At 68.9% G+C, this 21,270-nt stretch carries 20 protein-coding genes and 1 riboswitch; of the genes, 8 read left to right on the top strand and 12 right to left on the bottom strand.

Translation table 11 applies throughout. The annotated features are described in order from the left end of the window. Positions 1-7: 7 nt before the first annotated feature. On the bottom strand, positions 8-97 hold the full coding sequence (gene kdpF, locus KCH48_RS05400) for a K(+)-transporting ATPase subunit F (protein WP_009326374.1): 90 nt from the start codon (positions 95-97) through the stop codon (positions 8-10). A 427-nt stretch (positions 98-524) separates the two neighbouring features. On the opposite strand from kdpF, the gene KCH48_RS05395 reads away from it, so the two are divergent. The 7 genes from KCH48_RS05395 to KCH48_RS05365 all read left to right on the top strand — a co-directional run bounded on the left by KCH48_RS05395 (position 525) and on the right by KCH48_RS05365 (position 7,260). Further along, positions 525-2,474, top strand: a complete 1,950-nt coding sequence (locus tag KCH48_RS05395; protein ID WP_210570970.1) for an APC family permease — start codon at positions 525-527, stop codon at positions 2,472-2,474. Positions 2,475-2,660: 186 nt separating this feature from the next. Further along, entirely contained in the window at positions 2,661-3,188 is a 528-nt protein-coding gene (locus KCH48_RS05390; protein WP_210570969.1) for a hypothetical protein, read from the top strand. A 58-nt stretch (positions 3,189-3,246) separates the two neighbouring features. Next, positions 3,247-3,642, top strand: a complete 396-nt coding sequence (locus KCH48_RS05385) for a molybdopterin-binding protein (RefSeq protein ID WP_210570968.1) — start codon at positions 3,247-3,249, stop codon at positions 3,640-3,642. Between the two features lie 165 nt (positions 3,643-3,807). Continuing rightward, complete coding sequence (gene modA / locus KCH48_RS05380) at positions 3,808-4,626, top strand: molybdate ABC transporter substrate-binding protein (protein ID WP_210570967.1); 819 nt, start codon at positions 3,808-3,810, stop codon at positions 4,624-4,626. Further along, entirely contained in the window at positions 4,623-5,462 is an 840-nt protein-coding gene (locus KCH48_RS05375) for an ABC transporter permease (RefSeq protein WP_374104656.1), read from the top strand. The genes modA and KCH48_RS05375 overlap by 4 nt, the downstream gene beginning before the upstream one ends. A 259-nt stretch (positions 5,463-5,721) precedes the next feature. After that, the gene (locus KCH48_RS05370) at positions 5,722-6,813 is read left to right on the top strand and encodes an ABC transporter ATP-binding protein (protein WP_210571471.1); all 1,092 of its coding nucleotides are present in this window, start codon (positions 5,722-5,724) and stop codon (positions 6,811-6,813) included. 27 nt (positions 6,814-6,840) lie between these two features. Continuing rightward, complete coding sequence (locus KCH48_RS05365; RefSeq protein ID WP_210570966.1) at positions 6,841-7,260, top strand: molybdopterin-binding protein; 420 nt, start codon at positions 6,841-6,843, stop codon at positions 7,258-7,260. Between the two features lie 50 nt (positions 7,261-7,310). Here the strand turns inward: KCH48_RS05365 and gcvP are convergent, their stop codons facing one another. Continuing rightward, positions 7,311-10,196, bottom strand: coding sequence for an aminomethyl-transferring glycine dehydrogenase (gene gcvP / locus KCH48_RS05360; RefSeq protein WP_210570965.1), 2,886 nt, complete (start codon positions 10,194-10,196; stop codon positions 7,311-7,313). 175 nt (positions 10,197-10,371) lie between these two features. Further along, a riboswitch (glycine riboswitch) is annotated at positions 10,372-10,467 on the bottom strand. Positions 10,468-10,580: 113 nt separating this feature from the next. Between gcvP and KCH48_RS05355 the strand changes: the two genes are divergently transcribed. Continuing rightward, a complete protein-coding gene (locus KCH48_RS05355) occupies positions 10,581-10,952 on the top strand; it encodes a PRC-barrel domain-containing protein (RefSeq protein WP_210570964.1) in 372 nt (123 codons plus the stop codon). Here KCH48_RS05355 and KCH48_RS05350 read toward each other — a convergent pair. The 10 genes from KCH48_RS05350 to KCH48_RS05305 form a co-directional block, all read right to left on the bottom strand. Continuing rightward, entirely contained in the window at positions 10,874-12,367 is a 1,494-nt protein-coding gene (locus KCH48_RS05350; RefSeq protein ID WP_210570963.1) for a DNA polymerase IV, read from the bottom strand. The two genes, KCH48_RS05355 and KCH48_RS05350, sit on opposite strands and share 79 nt — an antisense overlap. Before the next feature lie 57 nt (positions 12,368-12,424). Further along, the gene (locus tag KCH48_RS05345) at positions 12,425-13,069 is read right to left on the bottom strand and encodes a MerR family transcriptional regulator (protein WP_210570962.1); all 645 of its coding nucleotides are present in this window, start codon (positions 13,067-13,069) and stop codon (positions 12,425-12,427) included. A gap of 260 nt (positions 13,070-13,329) precedes the next feature. Continuing rightward, entirely contained in the window at positions 13,330-13,803 is a 474-nt protein-coding gene (locus tag KCH48_RS05340; RefSeq protein ID WP_004002801.1) for a bifunctional nuclease family protein, read from the bottom strand. Positions 13,804-13,888: 85 nt separating this feature from the next. Then, the gene (locus KCH48_RS05335) at positions 13,889-14,626 is read right to left on the bottom strand and encodes a MerR family transcriptional regulator (protein WP_210570961.1); all 738 of its coding nucleotides are present in this window, start codon (positions 14,624-14,626) and stop codon (positions 13,889-13,891) included. A 43-nt stretch (positions 14,627-14,669) separates the two neighbouring features. Next, complete coding sequence (locus tag KCH48_RS43395) at positions 14,670-15,560, bottom strand: FHA domain-containing protein (protein ID WP_374104655.1); 891 nt, start codon at positions 15,558-15,560, stop codon at positions 14,670-14,672. A 130-nt stretch (positions 15,561-15,690) separates the two neighbouring features. Then, positions 15,691-16,554 carry a DUF881 domain-containing protein gene (locus KCH48_RS05325; RefSeq protein ID WP_210570959.1) on the bottom strand — a complete coding sequence of 288 codons (864 nt, stop codon included), beginning with the start codon at positions 16,552-16,554 and terminating at the stop codon, positions 15,691-15,693. A 5-nt stretch (positions 16,555-16,559) separates the two neighbouring features. After that, on the bottom strand, positions 16,560-16,892 hold the full coding sequence (locus KCH48_RS05320) for a small basic family protein (protein ID WP_003988855.1): 333 nt from the start codon (positions 16,890-16,892) through the stop codon (positions 16,560-16,562). Further along, on the bottom strand, positions 16,889-17,719 hold the full coding sequence (locus KCH48_RS05315; RefSeq protein ID WP_246884892.1) for a DUF881 domain-containing protein: 831 nt from the start codon (positions 17,717-17,719) through the stop codon (positions 16,889-16,891). The genes KCH48_RS05320 and KCH48_RS05315 overlap by 4 nt, the downstream gene beginning before the upstream one ends. A 167-nt stretch (positions 17,720-17,886) precedes the next feature. Continuing rightward, on the bottom strand, positions 17,887-20,382 hold the full coding sequence (locus tag KCH48_RS05310) for a mannose-1-phosphate guanyltransferase (protein ID WP_210570957.1): 2,496 nt from the start codon (positions 20,380-20,382) through the stop codon (positions 17,887-17,889). A 115-nt stretch (positions 20,383-20,497) separates the two neighbouring features. Then, on the bottom strand, positions 20,498-21,109 hold the full coding sequence (locus KCH48_RS05305) for a CDP-alcohol phosphatidyltransferase family protein (RefSeq protein ID WP_210570956.1): 612 nt from the start codon (positions 21,107-21,109) through the stop codon (positions 20,498-20,500). Between the last annotated feature and the right edge of the window lie 161 nt (positions 21,110-21,270).

Raw genomic sequence — 21,270 nt, 5'->3', positions numbered from 1 at the left:
TCTGTTCTCAGAACCTCTCCGGAAAGATCAGGGCGAGGACGAGATAGCCCAGCAGGGCGACGGCCACGACCAGGCCAACGACGTTCTCGGCGGTCACAGCTTCGTCACCCCCTTGGCGGCGAGAGCCACCAGCGCGAAGACCGCGATCGTGATGACGACGAAGGCCAGATCGGCCATCGTGAGCTCCTGGAGTTGAGGTTCGGTGGGACAGGGACGGTTAGAGAGAACCGCTTTTCCGGCTGGATACGGCCGCCGTTGACGGGTCCCATACGGGGCACTGCGCCGCTTTGACGGAACTCTTACGGCGCGTATGGCGCGGGTCTCAGCACAGTCGAACCGCGGCCGGCCCATGGGACGTACATGACGCTGGGTATCCGCCCCGCTGACACGGCCAGTCTTAACGCAAGCTTGACGCCTCCGCCCCCCTCATCCGTGGGCCCGGGCGTCACTCTCCGCTTACGCTGGTGCGGCCGTCCGCGTGATGGCCGGAATCGCACGCTGAGCACCACATCAGGAGCACGCAGATGGCCACCACGGAACAGTCGCCCAGTCGTCTGCGGGCCTGGATGCTGGAGGGCCTGTCCGACATGGGCAAGGCCGGCGCGCAGCACACTCCGCACGCCGAGCCGAAGCCGGAAGAGGGCCAGCACTGGTTCCGAGTGATGTGCCTGACGGGTGTCGACTACTTCTCGACCCTCGGCTACCAGCCGGGCATCGCGGCCCTCGCGGCCGGCCTGCTCTCCCCCATCGCGACCATCATCCTCGTGATCGTCACCCTGGCGGGCGCGCTGCCGGTCTATCGCAGGGTGGCGGAGGAGAGCCCGCACGGACAGGGCTCGATCGCGATGCTGGAGCGGCTGCTCACCTTCTGGAAGGGCAAGCTCTTCGTCCTGACCCTGCTCGGCTTCGCCGCCACCGACTTCCTCATCACCATCACGCTCTCCGCCGCGGACGCCTCCACCCACCTGGTCGAGAACCCCCATCTGCACAGCGCCCTGCACGACCAGCAGATGCTCATCACCCTCGTACTCGTCGCCCTGCTCGGCGCGGTGTTCCTCAAGGGCTTCCTGGAGGCGATCGGCGTCGCCGTCGCCCTGGTCGGGCTCTATCTGGCGCTGAACGTCGTCGTGGTGATCGTCGGCCTGTGGCACATCATCACCGAAGGACACGTCGTCACCGACTGGTCGAGCGCCCTGACCACCGAGCACGGCAATGTCTTCGTCATGATCGGCATGGCCCTGATCGTCTTCCCGAAGCTCGCTCTCGGCCTGTCCGGCTTCGAGACCGGCGTCGCCGTGATGCCGCACGTCAAGGGTGATGCGGGGGACACCGAGGAGGACCCGAAGGGCCGGATCCGGGGCACCAAGAAGCTGCTCACCGCGGCCGCCCTGATCATGAGCTGCTTCCTGATCTGCACCAGCTTCATCACCACGCTGCTGATCCCCGAGAAGGAGTTCGAGGACGGCGGCCAGGCCAACGGCCGCGCCCTCGCGTTCCTCGCGCACGACTACCTCGGCGGCGCCTTCGGCACGGTCTACGACGTCTCGACCATCGCCATCCTCTGGTTCGCCGGCGCCTCCGCCATGGCCGGCCTGCTCAACCTGATGCCCCGCTATCTGCCCCGCTACGGCATGGCCCCGCACTGGGCCCGCGCGGTGCGCCCCATGGTCATCGTCTTCACGCTGGTCGGCTTCCTGGTGACCTGGATCTTCGACGCCGACGTCGACGCGCAGGGCGGCGCCTACGCCACCGGTGTGCTGGTGCTGATCAGCTCCGCCGCGATCGCTGTGACGATCGCCGCCCGCAAGGCCGGACAGCGGAACTGGACCATCGCCTTCGCGGTGATCTCGGCGGTGTTCCTCTACACGACCGTCGTGAATGTCATCGAGCGCCCGGACGGCGTGAAGATCGGTGCTTGCTTCATCGCGGGCATCATCGTCCTCTCCCTGGCCTCCCGGCTGGCCCGCGCCTTCGAGCTCCGCGTGACCAGCGTGACGATGGATAACATGGCGGAACGATTCGTCCGGGACATCGCCAGCCGCAAGATCCGGTTCATCGCCAACGAGCCCGACGCCCGCGACGTCGCCGAGTACCGGGACAAGATCGAGCAGATCCGGCAGGACAACGACGTCCCCGAGCAGGAGGACTTCGTCTTCGTCGAGGTCACGGTCACCGACCCGTCCGAATTCGAGTCCGGCCTGACGGTGCGCGGCGAGGTCATGCACAACCGCTATCGCGTCCTGTCCCTGGAGTCCTCGTCCGTCTCCAACGCCCTGGCCGCGCTGCTCCTCCACGTCCGCGACACCACGAACTGCATCCCGCACATCTACTTCGAATGGACCGAGGGCAACCCCTTCGCCAACTTCCTCCGCTTCTTCCTCTTCGGCCAGGGCGAGGTCGCCCCGGTCACCCGCGAGGTCCTGCGCGAGGCAGAACCGGACCGCGCCCGCCGGCCGCGCGTGCACACGGGCTGAGCGGGGACGCCCGGTTCGCGAGGCGGACACGGGGAGGGAGCCTCGTATCCGAGGATCGCGCTGCCGTGCGCTGGGATCCGTGTGCTGGGATCCGTGCGCTGGGATCGCGTCAAAATGCGGCCGTACGGCGCCAGAACCCCGTCAACGACACCACCGCCGTACGACCGGGCCCCTACCGTCAGCCCCATGCGACCGAGCGGACCGCCGAGCCCGGCCGGCGACCGCCACTGGCGCGGCAGCGTCCGGTTCGCGGCATCGTGTGCTCTCGCCTTCGGCACGATGGCCCTGCTGGTCGACTGGGACGCGCAGACCCTCACCCCGCCCCGCACCCTGCTGTGGCTCACCCTCGCCACCACGGTCTTCGCGGTCCTCCTCCCCCAGCGCATCACAGCGGGCCCCGGCTGGCTCACCGCCCGCGGCCCGCTGACGACCCACACGGTCCATACGGACGCGCTGGTGGCGGTACGGCAGTACGGCGACGTCTCCTCGCACCTGATCCTGCGCGACGCCCACGGTCACCGCCTCGAACTCGACCCCCGCGTCCTGATCGCCAACCCCCTCCTCTGGCACGAACTCGACACCGGCGTCCGGCGCTCCCTCGAATGTGGCACGCTGTGCCGGAACTCCAAGGACTCCGACGTCCTCGGCCGGCTCCGGCGCCGCATCGACGACGAGACCGCACAGGCGGTACTCAAGGCTTCGGGGATTTCCTGAGGCAGTCGGGCCGACCCCACGTCCACCACCGCCCGCTTCCCGCCCTATCGTGACCGGCATGCAGTCCTACACGATCGGCCAGGCGGCTCGGCTGCTCGGCGTGAGCCCGGACACCGCACGCCGCTGGGCGGACGCGGGCCGGATGGCGACCCATCGCGACGACAGCGGACGACGGCTCATCGACGGACGGGACCTGGCCGCGTTCTCGGTCGAACTCGCGAAGACGGGAGCCGGCGACGAGGAGACCCCCTACACATCGGCCCGCAACGCCTTCCCCGGCATCGTCACCGCGATCAAACTCGGCGACGTCGCCGCCCAGGTCGAGATCCAGGCCGGCCCGCACCGACTCGTCTCCCTGCTCACCCGCGAGGCCGTCGAGGAACTGGGCCTGGAGGTCGGCATGGAGGCCACGGCCCGCGTGAAGTCGACGAACGTGCACATCGACCGCGTCTGAGCACAGGTGGAACTCCGCACATACGAACCACCACACCCACTCTCCCCCGCTCATGCGATGCGACAGGATACTTACGCCTCGCATATGCGCCAGTATGATCGACGCATCGGAAGAGCCCGGGGACTCTGGGAACCCACCCCGGGAGACAGAGGGAGTGGACCTGTGATGACCCGTTCCGCGCGCCGGACCCGCCGGACCCCGCAGGCGGCCGGCGCAGGAGCCGCCCTGCTGCTGGCCCTGACGGCCTGCTCCTCCTCGTCCGGCTCCGCAGCGGATTCCGACCCCGCGTCATCGGGGTCGCCGAAGCTGTCCGGCACCGTCACCGTCTTCGCCGCCGCCTCCCTCAAGGAGAGCTTCACGGCGCTGGGCAAGGAGTTCGAGCAGAAGCACCCGGGCACGAAGGTCACCTTCAGCTTCGGCGGCAGCGACAGCCTCGCCTCGAGTATCACGGGCGGCGCCCCGGCCGACGTCTTCGCCGCGGCCAGCGCCAAGACGATGGCGATCGTGACGGACGCCAAGGCCGCGGACGGCACCCCGTCCACCTTCGTCCGCAACCAGCTAGAGATCGCCACCCTGCCGGGCAACCCCGACAAGATCGCCTCCCTCAAGGACCTCACCAAGTCCGGCCTGAAGGTGGTCCTGTGCGACAAGACGGTGCCGTGCGGCTCCGCCGGGGAGAAGGCCCTGCAGGCCAGCGACCTGAAGCTCACCCCGGTCTCCTACGAGCAGGACGTGAAGAGCGCCCTGACGAAGGTCGAGCTGAAGGAGGCGGACGCCGCCGTCGTCTACAAGACGGATGTGAAGGCTGCGGGTGACAAGGTGGAGGGCGTGGACTTCCCCGAGTCGGCCGAGGCCATCAACGACTACCCGATCACCCTCCTCAAGGACGCCCCCAACGCCGAGGCGGCGAAGGCGTTCATGGAACTGGTGAAGTCACCCGCGGGCCAGCAGGTCCTGACCGGGGCGGGGTTCCTCAAGCCGTGAGAGGCCCGGCCGAGACGATCGAGAGCGGGCGCGCTCGTACGCGCATCCGCACCCGCCCCCGCCTGGTGCCGCTCCCCCTGCTGATCCCGGCCCTCCTCGGCCTGGCGTTCCTGCTGCTCCCCCTCGTCGCCCTGCTCGTACGGACGCCCTGGCGCACCCTGCCCGACCAGCTGACCAGCCCCGAGGTGTGGGAGGCGCTGCGCCTGTCGCTGGTGTGCGCCACGGCGGCGACGGCACTGAGCCTGGTCATCGGCGTCCCGCTCGCCTGGCTGCTGGCCCGCACGGACTTCCCCGGCCGGGGCCTGGTCCGCGCCCTGGTCACCCTGCCGCTCGTCCTGCCCCCTGTGGTCGGCGGCGTCGCCCTGCTGCTGGCGCTCGGCCGCAACGGCGTCGTCGGCCAATGGCTGGACGAGTGGTTCGGCATCACACTCCCTTTCACCACCGCTGGCGTGGTCCTGGCGGAGACCTTCGTGGCGATGCCCTTCCTCGTGATCAGCGTGGAGGGCACGCTACGGGCCGCCGACCCCCGCTACGAGGAGGCAGCCACCACCCTCGGCGCCTCTCGCTTCACGGCCTTCCGCCGGGTCACCCTCCCCCTCATCGCCCCCGGCATCGCAGCAGGCGCGGTCCTCGCCTGGGCCCGCGCCCTCGGCGAGTTCGGCGCGACAATCACCTTCGCCGGCAACTTCCCCGGCCGCACCCAGACAATGCCCCTAGCGGTCTACCTGGCCCTCCAAAGCGACCCAGCGGCAGCCATCGCCCTGAGCCTGGTCCTCCTGACGGTCTCCATCGCAGTCCTGGCAGGCCTACGGGACCGCTGGATGACACCATCATGAGCAACACCTGCGGTTCGGCAGCGCCCCGAAGGGGCGCGGGGAACTGCGCGACCAGCCACAACGATGCCCGCGGACGATCGACGGCCTATCCCTGCCCTCCCCGCGGAGCGCTTCGCTGCGGGCAGTCGTGCCGCTGGGGCGGCACGGGTGGGCGCAGCGGCACCCCGCCAGCGCGGGCGAGCGAAACCCACCCCCCAGCACCGGCACCGACCCGCCCCGAAACCCCCCGCACCGCGCCCACCCTTCGGACGTGCACCCCATGACGGACCTCGACAAAACACCCCCCGATCACCCCACCAGCCGCACAAACCCAGAAGGCCTCGACGCCCACCTGACCGTCACCCGCGGCCTCTTCCACCTGAACATCACCCTCACCGCCGCCCCCGGCGAGGTAGTAGCCCTACTCGGCCCCAACGGCGCAGGCAAAACCACCGCCCTCCGCGCCCTCGCCGGCCTCACCCCCCTCACCTCCGGCCATCTCCACCTGGACGGCACCGAGTTGCACCGCACACCCCCGGAATCCCGCCCGGTCGGCGTCGTCTTCCAGGACTACCTCCTCTTCCCCCACCTCACCGCCCTGGACAACGTCGCCTTCGGCCCCCGCTGCCATGGCGCCACCAAGACCGAGGCCCGCGCCCAGGCGGCCGAGTGGCTGGACCGTATGGGCCTCACCGCGCACACCACAGCCAAGCCCCGCAGCCTCTCCGGCGGCCAGGCCCAACGCGTAGCCCTCGCCCGCGCCCTCGCCACCCGCCCCCGCCTGCTCCTCCTCGACGAACCACTCGCCGCTCTGGACGCCCGCACCCGCCTCGAAGTCCGTGCCCAACTCCGCCGCCACCTCGCCGACTTCGAGGCAGTCGCCGTCCTGGTCACCCATGACCCCCTGGACGCAATGGTGCTGGCCGACCGACTGGTCGTCATCGAGCACGGCGCAGTCGTCCAGGAGGGCACCCCGTCCGACATCGCCCGCCATCCCCGTACGGACTACATCGCCCAACTGGTAGGCCTGAACCTCTACAAGGGACAGGCAGCGGGCCACACGGTCCACCTGGACGCCGGCCCTGACATCACGACCACGGAAGACCTCGCCGGACCGGTCTTCGTCGCCTTCCCTCCCAGCGCGGTCACCCTCCACCGCGACCGCCCCACCGGTTCCAGCGCCCGCAACCTGTGGCGCTGCGAAGTGGCCGGTCTTGAGACCCACGGCGACCAGATCCGCACGGACCTCACCGGCGAACTCCCCCTCGCCGCCGACCTAACCACGGTCGCCGCCGCCGAACTCGACCTGCACCCGGGCGCCCAGGTGTGGGCAACGGTCAAGGCGACGCAGACCCACGCATACCCGGCATGAGCCGCCCGGAGCCCTAGGTTGATGCCCATGACCCTGAGCATCCGCAACCAGCTCCCCGGCACGGTCGTCACCGTCACGCCCGGCGAGGTGATGGCAACCGTCGGCGTCCGCCTCAGCGGCGGCCAGAACCTCACCTCGGCGATCACCCTGGAAGCCGTCGCCGACCTCGCCCTCACGCCGGGCTCCGCCGTCCGCGCCCTCGTGAAGTCGACGGAGGTGTCCCTGGCCACCGCCCCGGTCGAGGGCCTGAGCATCCGCAACCAGCTCCCCGGCACGGTCACCGACATCACCACCGGCAACGCGATGGCCTCCGTGAAGATCCGCGTCGAGGGCGGCGAACTGACCGCCGCGATCACCAAGGACGCCGCAGCGGACCTGGCCCTGTCACCCGGCACACCGGTCGTCGCCTTGATCAAGTCGACCGAGGTCTCACTGGCGACCGCATGACGCGTCGGGGGGCTCCGCCATGACGGCGGAGCCCCCCGACGACGTAGGCCTCAGTCCTCGTACTCGTCCAACGGCGGGCAGGAGCACACCAGGTTCCGGTCACCGAAGGCCTGGTCGATCCGCCGCACCGGCGGCCAGTACTTCCCGGACGCCGAGACGCCCTCCGGGAAGACGGCCTCCTCGCGCGTGTACGCGTGCTTCCACTCCCCGCCGAGCGCGCCCGCGGTGTGCGGCGCGTTCCGCAGCGGGTTGTCGTCCGCGGGCCACTCGCCCGAACCGACCTTCTCGATCTCCGCCCGTATGGCGATCATCGCCTCGCAGAACCGGTCGAGTTCGATCAGATCCTCGGACTCGGTCGGCTCGATCATCAGCGTCCCGGCCACCGGGAACGACATCGTCGGCGCGTGGAACCCGTAGTCGATCAGCCGCTTGGCGACATCGTCGACGCTCACGCCGGTCGCCTTGGTCAGCGGCCGCAGATCGATGATGCACTCGTGCGCTACCAGCCCGCCGGGACCGGTGTAGAGCACCGGGTAGTGCGGCTCGAGCCGCTTGGCGATGTAGTTGGCGCTGAGCACCGCCACCTGCGTGGCCCGCTTGAGCCCCTCGCCGCCCATGAGCCGGACGTACGCCCACGAGATCGGCAGGATCCCCGCCGAACCCCACGGCGCGGCCGAGATCGGCCCGACACCCGTCTGAGGACCGGCCGCTGGCTGCAGCGGATGGTTCGGCAGATACGGCGCCAGGTGCGCACGCACACCCACCGGACCGACGCCCGGACCGCCACCACCGTGCGGGATGCAGAAGGTCTTGTGCAGATTCAGATGCGAGACGTCACCGCCGAAGTGCCCCGGCTTGGCAAGCCCCACAAGCGCGTTGAGGTTGGCGCCGTCGACGTACACCTGGCCACCCGCCTCATGCACCTGCGCGCAGATGTCGGCGACATGCTCCTCGAACACACCGTGCGTCGACGGGTACGTGATCATCAGCACCGACAGCTCGTCGCGGTACTGCTCGATCTTCGCCCGCAGATCCGCCACGTCGATCTCGCCGTCCTCGGCGGTCTTCACGACGACGACCTTCATCCCGGCCATGACGGCACTGGCGGCGTTGGTCCCGTGCGCCGAGGACGGAATCAGGCACACGGTCCGCTGCTCGTCCCCATTGGCCCGGTGATACCCGCGTACGGCGAGCAGCCCGGCGAACTCACCCTGCGAACCGGCGTTGGGCTGCAGCGACACCTTGTCGTACCCGGTGACCTCGGCGAGCCGCTCCTCCAGCTCACGGATGAGCGTGAGATAGCCCTGCGCCTGCTCGGCGGGCGCGAAGGGGTGCAGCTGCCCGAACTCGGGCCAGGTGACCGGCTCCATCTCGGTCGTGGCGTTGAGCTTCATGGTGCAGGAGCCCAGCGGGATCATGCCGCGGTCCAGCGCGTAGTCCCGGTCGGCGAGCCGGCGCAGATAGCGCAGCATCGCGGTCTCGGAACGGTGCTGGTGGAAGACCGGGTGGGTCAGGTACTCGTCGGAGCGCAGCAACGCGTCCGGCAGCGCGTCCGCCGCGGCGGAGTCCAGCGCCTCGATGTCGGCCTCGACCCCGAACGCGCTCCATACGGCGCCCACTTGGGCCCGGTTCGTGGTCTCGTCGCAGGCGATCGACACGAGATCGGCGTCCACCAGCCGCAAGTTGACGCCGTTCCCACACGCGGCGGCGACGACCTCGGCGGCCCGTCCCGGAACCCGGACGGTGACGGTGTCGAAGTAGGCGCCGTGGACGACCTCGGCACCACCGCTCCTCAGCCCTTCGGCGAGGATCGATGCATACCGGTGCGTCCTGCGAGCGATGCCCTTCAGCCCCTCGGGCCCGTGGTAGACGGCATACATCCCGGCCATCACGGCAAGCAGCACCTGGGCGGTACAGATGTTGCTGGTCGCCTTCTCGCGACGGATGTGCTGCTCACGCGTCTGCAGAGCGAGCCGGTACGCCTTGTGCCCGTCCGCGTCGACGGACACGCCCACCAGCCGTCCGGGCAGGCTGCGCGCGAACTTCTCGTGTACGGCCATGTAGCCGGCGTGCGGCCCGCCGAAGCCCATCGGCACACCGAACCGCTGCGTCGTACCGATCGCGATGTCGGCACCCAGCTCACCCGGCGACTTCAGCAGCGTCAGCGCGAGCAGATCGGCGGCGACGGTGACGAGCGCGCCCAGCTCGTGCGCCCGCTCGATGACCGGCTTGATGTCGCGTACGGCACCGGAGGCGCCCGGGTACTGGATCAGCACGCCGTTGATCTCACGCTCGGCGAGCTCGGCCGGGATGCCGTCGCTGAGGTCGGCGACGACGACCTCGACGCCGGTCGGCTCGGCCCGCGTCTCGATCACGGCGATGGTCTGCGGCAGCGCGTCCGCGTCGACCAGGAACAGGCCCTTCTTGTTCTTGCCCATCCGCCGGGACAGCGCCATCGCCTCGGCGGCGGCCGTGCCCTCGTCGAGCAGCGAGGCACCGGAGGTCGGCAGCCCGGTGAGGTCGGCGACCATGGTCTGGAAGTTCAGCAGCGCCTCGAGCCGCCCCTGGGAGATCTCCGGCTGGTACGGCGTGTAGGCCGTGTACCAGGCCGGGTTCTCCATGACGTTCCGCAGGATGACGGGCGGCGTGAAGGTCCCGTAGTACCCGAGCCCGATCATGGAGCCGAGCACCTGGTTGTGGTCGGCCAGCGTGCGCAGCTCGGCCAGCACCTCGGCCTCGGTGCGCGCACCCGGCAGGTCCAGGTCGTCGGCGTTCTTGATCACATCCGGCACCGCGGCGGCGGTCAGCTCGTCGAGGGAGCCGTAGCCGACCTGCGCGAGCATCTTGGCCCGCGCCTCCTGGTCGGGCCCGATGTGGCGCTGCTCGAAGGGGATTCCCTGTTCGAGCTCGGAGAGCGGAATGCGGTGGGCGGTCATTGCGGAGGCCTCCTGGTCTGACACGACCTTCGAGGGACACCACGGCGCGGGTGCCCGGACGGCCTCCCCCTCTGTCATCTCAACCTGAGAGCTTCACCGGACGCCCAAGGGCACCCGGCTTTCACCGTCGGTGAGAGCGGAAGCCGTCGACACCCGCCCTGCTTTCCAGAGTGACCTCGTCCGTGCGGTACGTGAGCCTGAGAGATTCCGGGGAGGATTTGCTCCTTCGGCGCCTCCGATGGTGTCTGGAGGACTCTCCCGCACGGGGTCAGCAGCCGCTGCCAGAGTACCAGCGAGGTCAACGCCGCAACCTTCGAGTGGCCACCTTGGTGAATCTGCTCTTTTGTAGTGCTTACGGATGAGTTGCGACCAATTGGAGGGCCCGTGCAGACCGACATCGATCCGCGCAACCTGATCGGCCGCAAGGCGTTCGACCGCGGTGGCTCCAAGATCGGCACCATCGACGAGGTCTACCTCGACGACGCCACCGGAGAACCGGAGTGGGCCGCGATACGCACCGGCCTGTTCAGCAGGGACGCCTTCGTCCCCCTGGAGCCCAGCGAGCTGATAGAGGGGGCCCTGCACGTGCCCTTCGACCGCGCCCTGATCAAGGACGCCCCCGACTTCGGCGTCGGCCGCCACCTCTCACCGGAGCAGGAACTCCAGCTCTACCACCACTACGGTCTCGACGTCGCTCCACCGCCCTCGCTCCCGGACCGCGACTTCGGCAAGCTGGCCGGCACGGACGACACCTGAACCGGAGGCACCGCGGGCTCCTCCGGCACCACAGGCTCTTCCGGCTCGTCGGGTCTTCGCACCACAAGCGGCACAAGCGGCACAAGCGGCACAAGCGGCAACGGATCCGCCGGCGCCAGCTCGGGATCGTCGACCCGGAACGTCCGGACCCTCCCGGGCTCCGAGTCGGGCGTCTCGAACCGCACCGTGACCCGCCCGACCCCACTGCCCTGCACCCATCCGTGCCCGTACTCGCCGTGCCGTACGTCATGCCCCGCCGGCCACCGCCGCTCCACGGGCGCCGACTGCACCTCGGCCGGTTCGACGGCCACGGGCTCCTCCACCTCACTCTCCGCCCGCTCCCCCGCCGCCTGCGCGAACAGGTCCTCCTGGGTGTAGTCGGCGAGCCCGCTGACGCCCACCCCCAGCAGTCGCACCCCGCCCGTGGTGTCCACGGACTCCAGCAGCCGGGCCGCGGCCTCGCGCACCACCCCGGGATCGTCCGTGGGCCCGCGCAGGGTCTCCGACCGGGTCAGCGTGGAGAAGTCGTACCGCCGCACCTTCAGCACGATGGTCCGCCCGGACAGCCCGGCCCCGCGCAGCCGCCGCACACACCGGTCGGCGAGCCGCTGCACCTCCAGACCGACCCGCACCCGGTCATGAATGTCCACGTCGTAGGTGTCCTCGACCGACACCGACTTGGTCTCCCGCTCGGCCACCACGGGCCGGTCGTCACGCGCCAGCGCCATGGCGTACAGCGCGTGTCCATGAGCATTGCCCAGCAGTCGTACGAGCTCGTCCTCGCCCGCCTCGGCGATCTCGTCGACCGTGGTGATCCCGGCCCGCCGCAGATGGTCGCCCGTCGCCGGTCCGACCCCCGGCAGCGTCCGCACCGACATGGGCCCGAGCAGCGCCCGCTCGCTCCCCGGCTCGATCACCACCAGACCGTCGGGCTTGGCCTGCTCCGAGGCGATCTTCGCGAGCATCTTTGAGGCGGCGAGTCCGACCGACCCGGTGAGCCCGGTGACGGCCCGGATGTCGGCCCGCAGCTTCACCCCGGCCAGCCGCGCGGACGTCTCGTCCCAGGCCGCCCCACCCGCCTCCAGATCGACGAACGCCTCGTCCAGACTCAGCGGCTCCACCAGCGGCGACAGATCCCGCAGCAGCCCCATCACCTGCTCACTGATCGACCGGTAGAACCCGAACCTCGGCACGAGATACGCGGCGTTCGGCGCGAGCCGCCGGGCCTGCGCCATCGGCATCGCCGAGTGAACCCCGAAGACACGCGCCTCGTACGAACACGTCGCCACCACCCCCCGCGGCCCGAGCCCGCCCACGATGACGGCCTTCCCGCGCAGGCTCGGCTTGGACGCCTGCTCCGCCGAGGCGAAGAAGGCATCCATGTCGAGATGCAGGATCGTGGGCGCGTTTCTCACATGTCCGATGCTGCCCTACGCCACTGACAATGCCCGCGAACCGCTGTGGAACGGTGCTCAGACCGCCCGGTTCCGCCGCCGCGCCAGTTCGTCGGCCGGGTTGTTCCCGACGAGCGTCTCACCGGTGTCGATCCGCTCCCCGTGCAGCTGGGAGAGGGCGGTCTCGACATCCCGCCACACGACGCCCACCGCGATCCCGAAGACGCCCTGGCCTCCCTGGAGCAGCGCGTGGACCTCGTCGGGCGAGGTGCACTCGTAGACGGTGGCGCCGTCGCTCATCAGCGTCATGCGCTCCAGGTCGCGGAAACCGCGCTCCCTGAGGTGCAGGACGGCGGTACGGATGTTCTGCAGCGACACCCCGGTGTCCAGGAACCGCTTGACGATCTTCAGGACGACGACGTCCCGGAAGCTGTACAGACGCTGCGTGCCGGACCCGTGCGCGGGCCGCACGCTCGGCTCGACCAGCCCGGTGCGCGCCCAGTAGTCGAGTTGCCGGTAGGTGATGCCCGCGGCCGCACAGGCCGTCGGACCGCGGTAGCCGATCTGCTCGGACGCCATGGACGTCGCCCCTCCGCTGCCGGGCACGGCCGCCATGTGCTGCGGAGCGTGATCGGCCGCGCTGCCGTGAAGCGGGTACGGACCGCTCGCCCCCGGGCCATGTCCGGGAGCACCCCCAGCCGTACCGTCGCCGCTGCTTCTCACGCCGACCTCCGTCCTTGACCTGCCTTCTCGACGGTAGGCAGTCACCGGGGGTGCGTCAACGATCGCCACACTCGGCACGCCGAGTGATAATCACCCTAGGAGTGGTTTCCCGTACCCCACCGCGGGGAAAGGCTAGCCGAATGCGCTCGGAGGGGGCTTGACCGACGCTCTCACGGGCCCGTGGCACATGCCGGCATTTCGCTCCACCGCGAGGCATCGACCGACCCGACAGGGGGCTGCGTCCGCCGGGCCGCCGCGCTTCACTGGCTGCTGGTGCCGAAGTCCTCGGGCGAGATCTGGTCGAGGAACTCGCGGAACTTCTCCACCTCGTCCTCCTGCTCGTCCGGGATCGCGATCCCCGCGTCGTCGAGCACCCCGTCGCTGCCGTAGATCGGCGTTCCGGTGCGCAGGGCCAGCGCTATGGCATCGGACGGGCGGGCGCTCACCTCGACGCCGCTGGCGAAGACCAGCTCGGCGTAGAAGACGCCCTCACGCAGATCCGTGATGCGCACTTCGGTGAGCTCCTGGCCGACGGCCTCCAGCACGTCCTTGAACAGGTCGTGGGTCAGCGGTCGTGCGGGGGCCATGCCCTGCTGGGCGAAGGCGATGGCCGTCGCCTCCCCCGGGCCGATCCAGATGGGGAGGTAACGGTCGCCTCCCACTTCGCGCAGGAGCACGATCGGTTGGTTGGAGGGCATTTCGACCCGGACACCTACGACATCGAGCTCGTTCACACAGCAACCCTAGGCCGTGCCCGGGACGTTTGGGTAGTCGGGCCGAAAACGGGTGCCGCAACCGGACGCCGACGGCCCGGACGCCTCAGGGCAACCGCACTCCCAGCGCGGTCTGCACCAGCGCGGCATGCAGCTTCACGGTCAGCACTGCCAATTCCTTGGTACGCGCCTCCGCATGCGCCCTGGTCTGCGGATTGCGATGCCGCTTCAGGGGGGCCACCACCTGATCCACCAGGCCCGCCTCGCGGTCCGCGGCGGCCTTCATGACCCGCAGATGACGCGGCTCGATCCCGAACCGCCCCAGCTCGGAGACGAGCGACGCGACAGTGACCGCCTCAGCGTCGTACGCCCCGTCCGGCAGCGGAGCGACAAGGCCGTACGCCTCCCACTCCTCCAGCTCCCGCTCGCAGATCTCCGCGGCGGCGAGCAGTTCGGCCCGGCCGATCCGGGCCGCCGTGGGAGCCTCGGAGGCCTCGACCACGGCTTCACCGTCACGCTGGCGGGCCAGCGCGGGCAGTTGTACGGCCTCCCCGCGGGCTATCGCGTCCAGGTGCTCGCGGATCACCTTGAGCGGCAGATAGTGGTCCCGCTGCATGCGCAGTACATGGCCGAGGCGCTCGACGTCGTCCGCACTGAACTTGCGATACCCGGAGGGAGTCCGCTGCGGCTCGATCAGCCCCTCCGACTCCAGGAAACGGATCTTGGAGATCGTGACTTCCGGGAACTCGTCGCGCAGCACGTTCAGCACCGTGCCGATGCTCATCAGCCCACTGTCCGTGGCGGCGGTACCGGCTCCGGCACCGCCGCTCGGTGTTTGAAGCATGGACCTTCCCTGGGGGTCCCCCCGGACGGCGCCCGGGGGAGGGTCAGTAGCCTCGCTGGCTCGCGTAGAAGACCAGCCGGTACTTGCCGATCTGCACCTCGTCACCGTTCGACAGGGCGACCTGGTCGATGCGCTCGCGGTTGACATACGTGCCGTTCAGACTGCCCACGTCGGCCACCGTGAACGAGCCGTCGGGGCTGCGGCGGAACTCCACGTGCCGTCGGGAGACCGTCACGTCGTCCAGGAAGATGTCGCTCTGCGGGTGCCGCCCGGCGGTGGTCAGGTCGCTGTCCAGGAGGAAGCGGCTGCCGGAGTTCGGCCCGCGGCGCACCACCAGCAGCGCCGAGCCCAGCGGCAGCGCGTCGACGGCCGCCTGCGCCTCCGGGGAGAGCATCGGCATCTGCGTCTGGCCGGTGACCTCGGCGTCGTACGCCTCAAGGCCGGAGATGGAGATCGTGGAGGTCGTCTCGGACGGACGCTCGGCCGCGGCCCCGGACCGCAGCGGGGCACCGCAATTGGAGCAGAAGCGGCTGTTCTCCGCGTTGCGGTTACCGCACCTCGTACATACCAGGGCCGACATGGACGGATCCTCCTGCCGCGGCTGCCCCGCCGGGGCGTTGGACGCGTACGGGTCGGCGGAAAATCCTCCACCCGCACCTGAGGTTGACGGTTGCCCGAAACCTATGCCGCCGGACTGCGCAGGGTCAACAGACGGCGCGCCCTGACCTCCCGAAATGTCACCTCCCGGACCAGCGACCTGGTCCCGGAACATCGGGCGCTGACCTTCTGCGTCGGGCTGCGCGCGATGACGAGCCGTGGCGTTTTCACGACCCTCTCGCGCGCTCTTGCCGAACAACTTCGCAAACAACTTCACGGGCGATTCCCCTTGACCGAAACAGACCCGCCCGTGGGGCAGGACGAACCCTGATTGCACTCACCGGCCGACCCGGACATCCTCACAACGTCCGTATCCACCAGACAGTTTCCACCACGCACCACCCATTCGGTGCGCCGACCCCCCGCAACGTCTTGCCCTCGCCGGACGTCCCCCATGCACCCCCGGTTCACTGGGAGGACGACCGAGCGTAGTCAGGCCGCTTCGCCGCTCGCAAGGCATCCACAACGATCTTGCCGGACCGCTCGACGGTCACGGTGGCCTGCTCCTTCTCGAGAGTCTGCACCACGCCTCCTGGGATGTTGAGCGCCGGTTCGAGGTCCTGCGGCTTGCCGATGACCTTGAAACGATAGGGAGCGTTGATCTTGTTCCCATCGACGCTCACGCTGTTGCCGGAGTCAGTCAGGTAGGTGCCGGCGACGACCCGCACGCCGTTCACCTGGATCGCCTCCGCGCCGGCGGCGCGCAGCTCCTGGATCGCGTCGAGCAGCATGTCCGCCTCGACCGTCCCCTTCGTGTCGTCGATGGTCACCGTGATGCCCGGCCCCTGCGCGGCCACCGTGCCCGCCAGAATGCCGAGTTGCCGCTCCTTCTCGAGTGTCTGCTTCCGGGCCTCCTCAGCCTGGTCCGAGCTGTTCTCCAGCTCGTCGCGCTGCTTCTCGAGCCCCTGCTTCTCGTCCTCAAGACGCTGGGTACGGTCATCCAGTTCATCGAGGATGCGCACGAGATCCTCCTGACGCGCACCACGCAGGGCACTGTCGCCGTCACTGTTGGAGGCCACCTGGACGGCCAGGCCGAAGCCGAGGCCGAACAGCAGCAGCGCGACGATGAGTTGGGCCCGGGTGACGCGCGGCGGCCAGATCCCCTGCACCAGCCGCTGTCGTCCGGTCAGCTCGGGCTCCGCCGCGGCGGGGGCGTCGTCAGCCGGCGCTTCCTCAGCGGGCCTTTCCTCTGCCGGGCCGGCCACCGCGGGAAGCTCTTCGGGGAGTTCCTTGCGCAGCCTGTTCTCCGCCGCCTCGTCCTTGTCGCTCATCGGCCTCACGCCCGGAACACGTGCCGACGGATGGCGGCGGCGTTGGAGAAGATACGGATGCCGAGGACCACGACGACGCCGGTGGACAGCTGGGCCCCGACACCCAACTTGTCGCCCAGGAACACGATCAACGCGGCCACGACGACGTTGGACAGGAACGACACGACGAAGACCTTGTCGTCGAAGATGCCGTCGAGCATGGCCCGCAGTCCCCCGAAGACGGCGTCGAGCGCCGCCACGACGGCGATCGGCAGATAAGGCTCGACGACCGCCGGAACCTCCGGCCGGACCAACAGGCCGGCCACGACTCCCACGACGAGGCCCAGTACGGCGATCACGATGTGCCCTTCTCGGTTTTCGGCTGTGCTGTTCGTACGGTCACGCTCGGTGCGGCGGGCAGCCGGAGGTCCTCCTCCGCGGAGATGGAGGTCCGGATGCCGTAGTTCTCCTGCAGGGCATTCAGATACAGCCCGTCGGCGCTGTTCTGGAACCTGGTGCTCAGCCGGTCCCCGTCCCCCACCGCGAGCACCGTGTACGGCGGCACCAGCGGCTTGTTGTCGACCAGTATCGCGTCACCCGCGGCCCTGATCGCCGACAGCGCCGTCAGCCGCTGCCCGTTGATGGAGACGGCTTCGGCCCCCGACTCCCACAGCCCGTTCACCACGCGCTGCATGTCTCGGTCGCGCACCCGTCCGGTGTCGGAGAACCCGGAGGTCTCACGGGGATCACCGTCACCACCGGTCGACGCTTCCTCGGCGTCGTCGACGACCAGCTTCACACCGGGGCCGTGCACCTCCGTGGCCCCCGACAGCAGACCCACCAACTCCGCCTGATCACTGCCGCCGCTCCGCTTCAGAGCCTCGCGCTGCCGCGTACTCACCTCGGCGCGCAGCTGATCGACGGCGTCCTCGAGCTGGTCCGCAGTCGAGGTCTCACGGTCGATGCGGTCGATCAGTTCCTCGCGCTCCTTCGCCACGACAGGCGCGGCGACACGCGCTTGGGCGGCTCCGACGGTGACGACAAGCGCCGCCAGCACCAGACCGACGGCAAGGCCCAGTTTCGCCCTGAGGGTCTTGGGCATGCCGCCGGCGGCCTCTTTCCGGGCCGCCGCTTCGGCGTACCCCTCGTCGAGGCTGTGGTCCATCACATTGGTGAGCAGCGACATGGAGGCATCCGGACGCGCAGGGCGCGTGGGTGTGCTCCGAACGGGGGGCTGCTGCGGCATGCCGCACATCGTCGCATGTCGCGGCCACTACCTCCGAATGGCCCCACCGGCGTGCCGGACAGGCCCCCTTGAGGACACTTGTCCGGCACGCGCGCGTGCCACGTTTTTCAGCGCCCGGCGCTGTCCACGACCGCCGACCACTCGTCGAGCAGAGCCTGCGCGGAGGCGTCGTCGGGGCCCTCCGCCCAGAGGTGCGTGACCGCCTCGGCCGGGTCGGGCAGCACCATCACCCAGCGCCCGTCGGTCTCCACCACCCGCACACCGTCCGTGGTGTCCACGAAGCGGTCTCCGGCAGCCTCCACAACCCGCCGCATCACAAGGCCCTTGACGGCCCAGGGAGTCGCCAGATCCCGCTTGATGACATGCGCCCGCGGAATCCGCGCATCGATCTGGCTGAGCGTGAGCTGCGTCCGCGCGACCAGCCCGATCAGGCGCACGAAGGCCGCCGTACCGTCGAAGACGCTGCTGAACTCCGGGATGATGAACCCACCCCGGCCGTCCCCGCCGAAGATCGTCGAGTCGTCACGTCCGACCCGGGTCAGATCGTCGGGCGAGGTGGTCGTCCACTCGACCTGCGTCCCGTGGTACGCCGCCACCTGCTCGGCGATCCTCGTGGTCGTCACCGGCAGGGCCACACGCCCGCTGCGCCGCTCCGCGGCCACCAGGTCGAGCATGACGAGCAACGCCCGGTCGTCCTCGACGATCCGTCCCTTCTCGTCGACCAGCGAAAGCCGCTCACCGACAGGATCGAACCGCACCCCGAACGCGGCCCGGGCGGACGCCACGATCTCTCCCAGCCGCACCAGCCCCGACCGCCGCGCATCCGCCGTCTCGGTGGGCCTCGACTCGTCCAGACCGGGATTGATCGTCAGCGAGTCCACACCCAACTTGCCGAGCAGGCTCGGCAGCACCAGCCCGGCGCTGCCGTTCGACGCGTCCACGACGACCTTGAGACCCGACTCAGTGACCCCGGTGGTGTCGACATTCCGCAGCAGCGACCCCGTGTACGAGTCAAAGACGCTGGCCGGGAAGTGCAGATCACCGATCTCACCCGGGAACGCCCGCCGGTACTCCTGACGCGCGAACACCCGGTCCAACTTCCGCTGGCTGCCCTGCGAAAGATCGGCACCCTGTCCGTCGAAGAACATGATGTCCACGGAGTCCGGCACGCCCGGAGTGGTCCGGATCATGATTCCACCGGCACTGCCCCGCGCGGTCTGCTGCCGTGCCACGGGCAGCGGTACGTTCTCCAGATCCCGTACGTCGATGGCGCTGGCCTGCAGCGCGGAAATGACTGCTCGCTTCAGCGCCCGTGCACCGCGCGAGTGGTCGCGGGCCGTAGTGACCGTGGAGCCCTTCTTGAGGGTCGTGGCATAGGCGCCGGCGAGCCGCACAGCGAGTTCGGGTGTGATCTCCACGTTCAGGATTCCGGAGACCCCACGAGCTCCAAAGAGATGTGCCTGGCCCCTGGACTCCCAGATCACCGAGGTGTTGACGAAGGCACCGGCCTCGATGGTCTTGAAGGGGTAGACGCGGACGTTGCCCTGAACGATCGATTCTTCACCGATCAGGCACTCGTCGCCGATCACGGCGCCGTCCTCGATCCGGGCGGCGCGCATGATGTCGGTGTTCTTACCGACGACACAGCCACGCAAGTTGCTGTGCTGCCCCACGTACACGTTGTCGTGCACCACGGCCTTGTGCAGAAACGCCCCGCTCTTGACGACCACGTTCGAGCCCACGACCGTGTGCTCTCGAATTTCGGCGCCGGCCTCGACCTTGGCGTAGTCCCCGATATAGAGAGGACCGCGGAGCACAGCGTCGGCATGCACCTCGGCGCCCTCCGCCACCCACACCCCCGGCGAGATCTCGAAGCCGTCGAGCTCGACGTCGACCTTGCCTTCCAGGACGTCGGCCTGCGCCTTCACATAGCTCTCATGCGTGCCGACGTCCTCCCAGTAGCCCTCAGCGATATAGCCGAAGACAGGCTTGCCCTCCTTCATCAGCTGAGGGAAGACATCGCCGGACCAGTCGACGGGCACATCGGGCTCGACATAGTCGAAGACCTCGGGCTCCATGACGTAGATACCGGTGTTCACGGTGTCCGAGAAGACCTGGCCCCAGGTCGGTTTCTCGAGGAACCGCTCGACCCGGCCCTCTTCGTCGACGATGGTGATACCGAATTCCAGCGGATTGGGCACACGCGTCAGACAGACCGTGACCAGTGCGCCCTTCTCCTTGTGGAAACGGATCAGTTCGGTGAGGTCGAAGTCGGTCAGTGCATCGCCGGAGATGACGAGGAAAGCATCGTCCTTCAACGCCTCTTCGGCGTTCTTGACGCTTCCGGCAGTACCGAGTGGCTTCTCCTCGTTGGCATAGGTGAGCTCCATTCCGAGCTCCTCACCGTCACCGAAATAGTTCTTGACCAGCGAGGCCAGGAACTGCACGGTGACGACGGTCTCGGTGAGCCCATGCCTTTTGAGCAGCCGCAGAACATGCTCCATGATCGGGCGGTTGGCCACCGGCAGGAGCGGCTTGGGCATGCTTGAGGTCATAGGGCGAAGGCGTGTGCCTTCGCCTCCGGCCATCACGACGGCCTTCATGTCGGAAGCGTCCTCCTCGAAGTGACGACGGTCTAGCCGACTTTACCCGTCCAGATTGTCCCGCATATTTCCGTCGCGGGCCATCGCGGGACTACGCCCGCCCCAATCCGCGAGTTCAATCGGCCATGGCTGCGTCCGCACGGATCAGGCGGCGGACTTGTACCACGTAGAGGACTCCTGCCCACCAGTACAGCGTTGTACCCCATCCGGCGAACGCCCAGCCGAAAATAGCAGCGAGTGACGAGATCCATCCACTTCCGTCACTGAGCAACAGCAGAGGGAAGGCATACATCAAGTTGAACGTGGCTGCCTTGCCCAGGAAGTTCACCTGCGGCGGCGGATAGCCGTGGCGCCTGAGGATACCCACCATGACCAGCAGGACCAACTCACGTGCCAGAAGTACAGCGGTCAACCAGATCGGCAGAATCTCCCGCCAGGTGAGTCCGACCAGCGTCGAGAGAATGTAGAGCCGGTCCGCGGCGGGATCAAGAAGCCGGCCAAGGCTGCTGATCTGGTTCCAACGTCGGGCGAGCTTCCCGTCCAGGTAGTCGCTCACCCCGCTGAGCATCAGCACAAGGAGCGCCCAGCCATCGCTCTTGGGCCCTCCGAACTCGGGCCGGAGGATCAGCCACAGGAAAACAGGCACGCCGACAAGGCGGGCCATGCTGAGGATGTTGGGGATGGTGAGGACCCGGTCTGTCTGGACGCGGGTCTCCTGGACCTCCACCCGGGAGCCTCCTGTGGGAACGAGCCAACGATGCTCCCTGACCTTACCTCAACGCAAAAAAGCTCTGGCTCTTGGGCATGACGCCCAAGAGCCAGAGCTCTAAAAGGAGTTCGGCGGTGTCCTACTCTCCCACAGGGTCCCCCCTGCAGTACCATCGGCGC

This window comes from Streptomyces sp. GESEQ-4 (assembly GCF_017948455.1).
Lineage (GTDB): Bacteria > Actinomycetota > Actinomycetes > Streptomycetales > Streptomycetaceae > Streptomyces.
The sequence above is the reverse complement of the archived record's forward strand: the minus strand, read 5'-3'. Positions and strand labels throughout refer to the sequence as shown.

What these genes read in the sequence shown, in the direction of transcription:
- KCH48_RS05395 (WP_210570970.1), top strand. Translation starts at nt 525, where the DNA reads ATGGCCACCACGGAACAGTCGCCCAGTCGTCTGCGGGCCTGGATGCTG.
- KCH48_RS05390 (WP_210570969.1), top strand. Translation starts at nt 2,661, where the DNA reads ATGCGACCGAGCGGACCGCCGAGCCCGGCCGGCGACCGCCACTGGCGC.
- KCH48_RS05385 (WP_210570968.1), top strand. Translation starts at nt 3,247, where the DNA reads ATGCAGTCCTACACGATCGGCCAGGCGGCTCGGCTGCTCGGCGTGAGC.
- modA (WP_210570967.1), top strand. Translation starts at nt 3,808, where the DNA reads ATGACCCGTTCCGCGCGCCGGACCCGCCGGACCCCGCAGGCGGCCGGC.
- KCH48_RS05370 (WP_210571471.1), top strand. Translation starts at nt 5,722, where the DNA reads ATGACGGACCTCGACAAAACACCCCCCGATCACCCCACCAGCCGCACA.
- KCH48_RS05365 (WP_210570966.1), top strand. Translation starts at nt 6,841, where the DNA reads ATGACCCTGAGCATCCGCAACCAGCTCCCCGGCACGGTCGTCACCGTC.
- gcvP (WP_210570965.1), bottom strand. Translation starts at nt 10,196, where the DNA reads ATGACCGCCCACCGCATTCCGCTCTCCGAGCTCGAACAGGGAATCCCC.
- KCH48_RS05335 (WP_210570961.1), bottom strand. Translation starts at nt 14,626, where the DNA reads ATGCTTCAAACACCGAGCGGCGGTGCCGGAGCCGGTACCGCCGCCACG.
- KCH48_RS05325 (WP_210570959.1), bottom strand. Translation starts at nt 16,554, where the DNA reads ATGAGCGACAAGGACGAGGCGGCGGAGAACAGGCTGCGCAAGGAACTC.
- KCH48_RS05315 (WP_246884892.1), bottom strand. Translation starts at nt 17,719, where the DNA reads ATGTCGCTGCTCACCAATGTGATGGACCACAGCCTCGACGAGGGGTAC.
- KCH48_RS05310 (WP_210570957.1), bottom strand. Translation starts at nt 20,382, where the DNA reads ATGAAGGCCGTCGTGATGGCCGGAGGCGAAGGCACACGCCTTCGCCCT.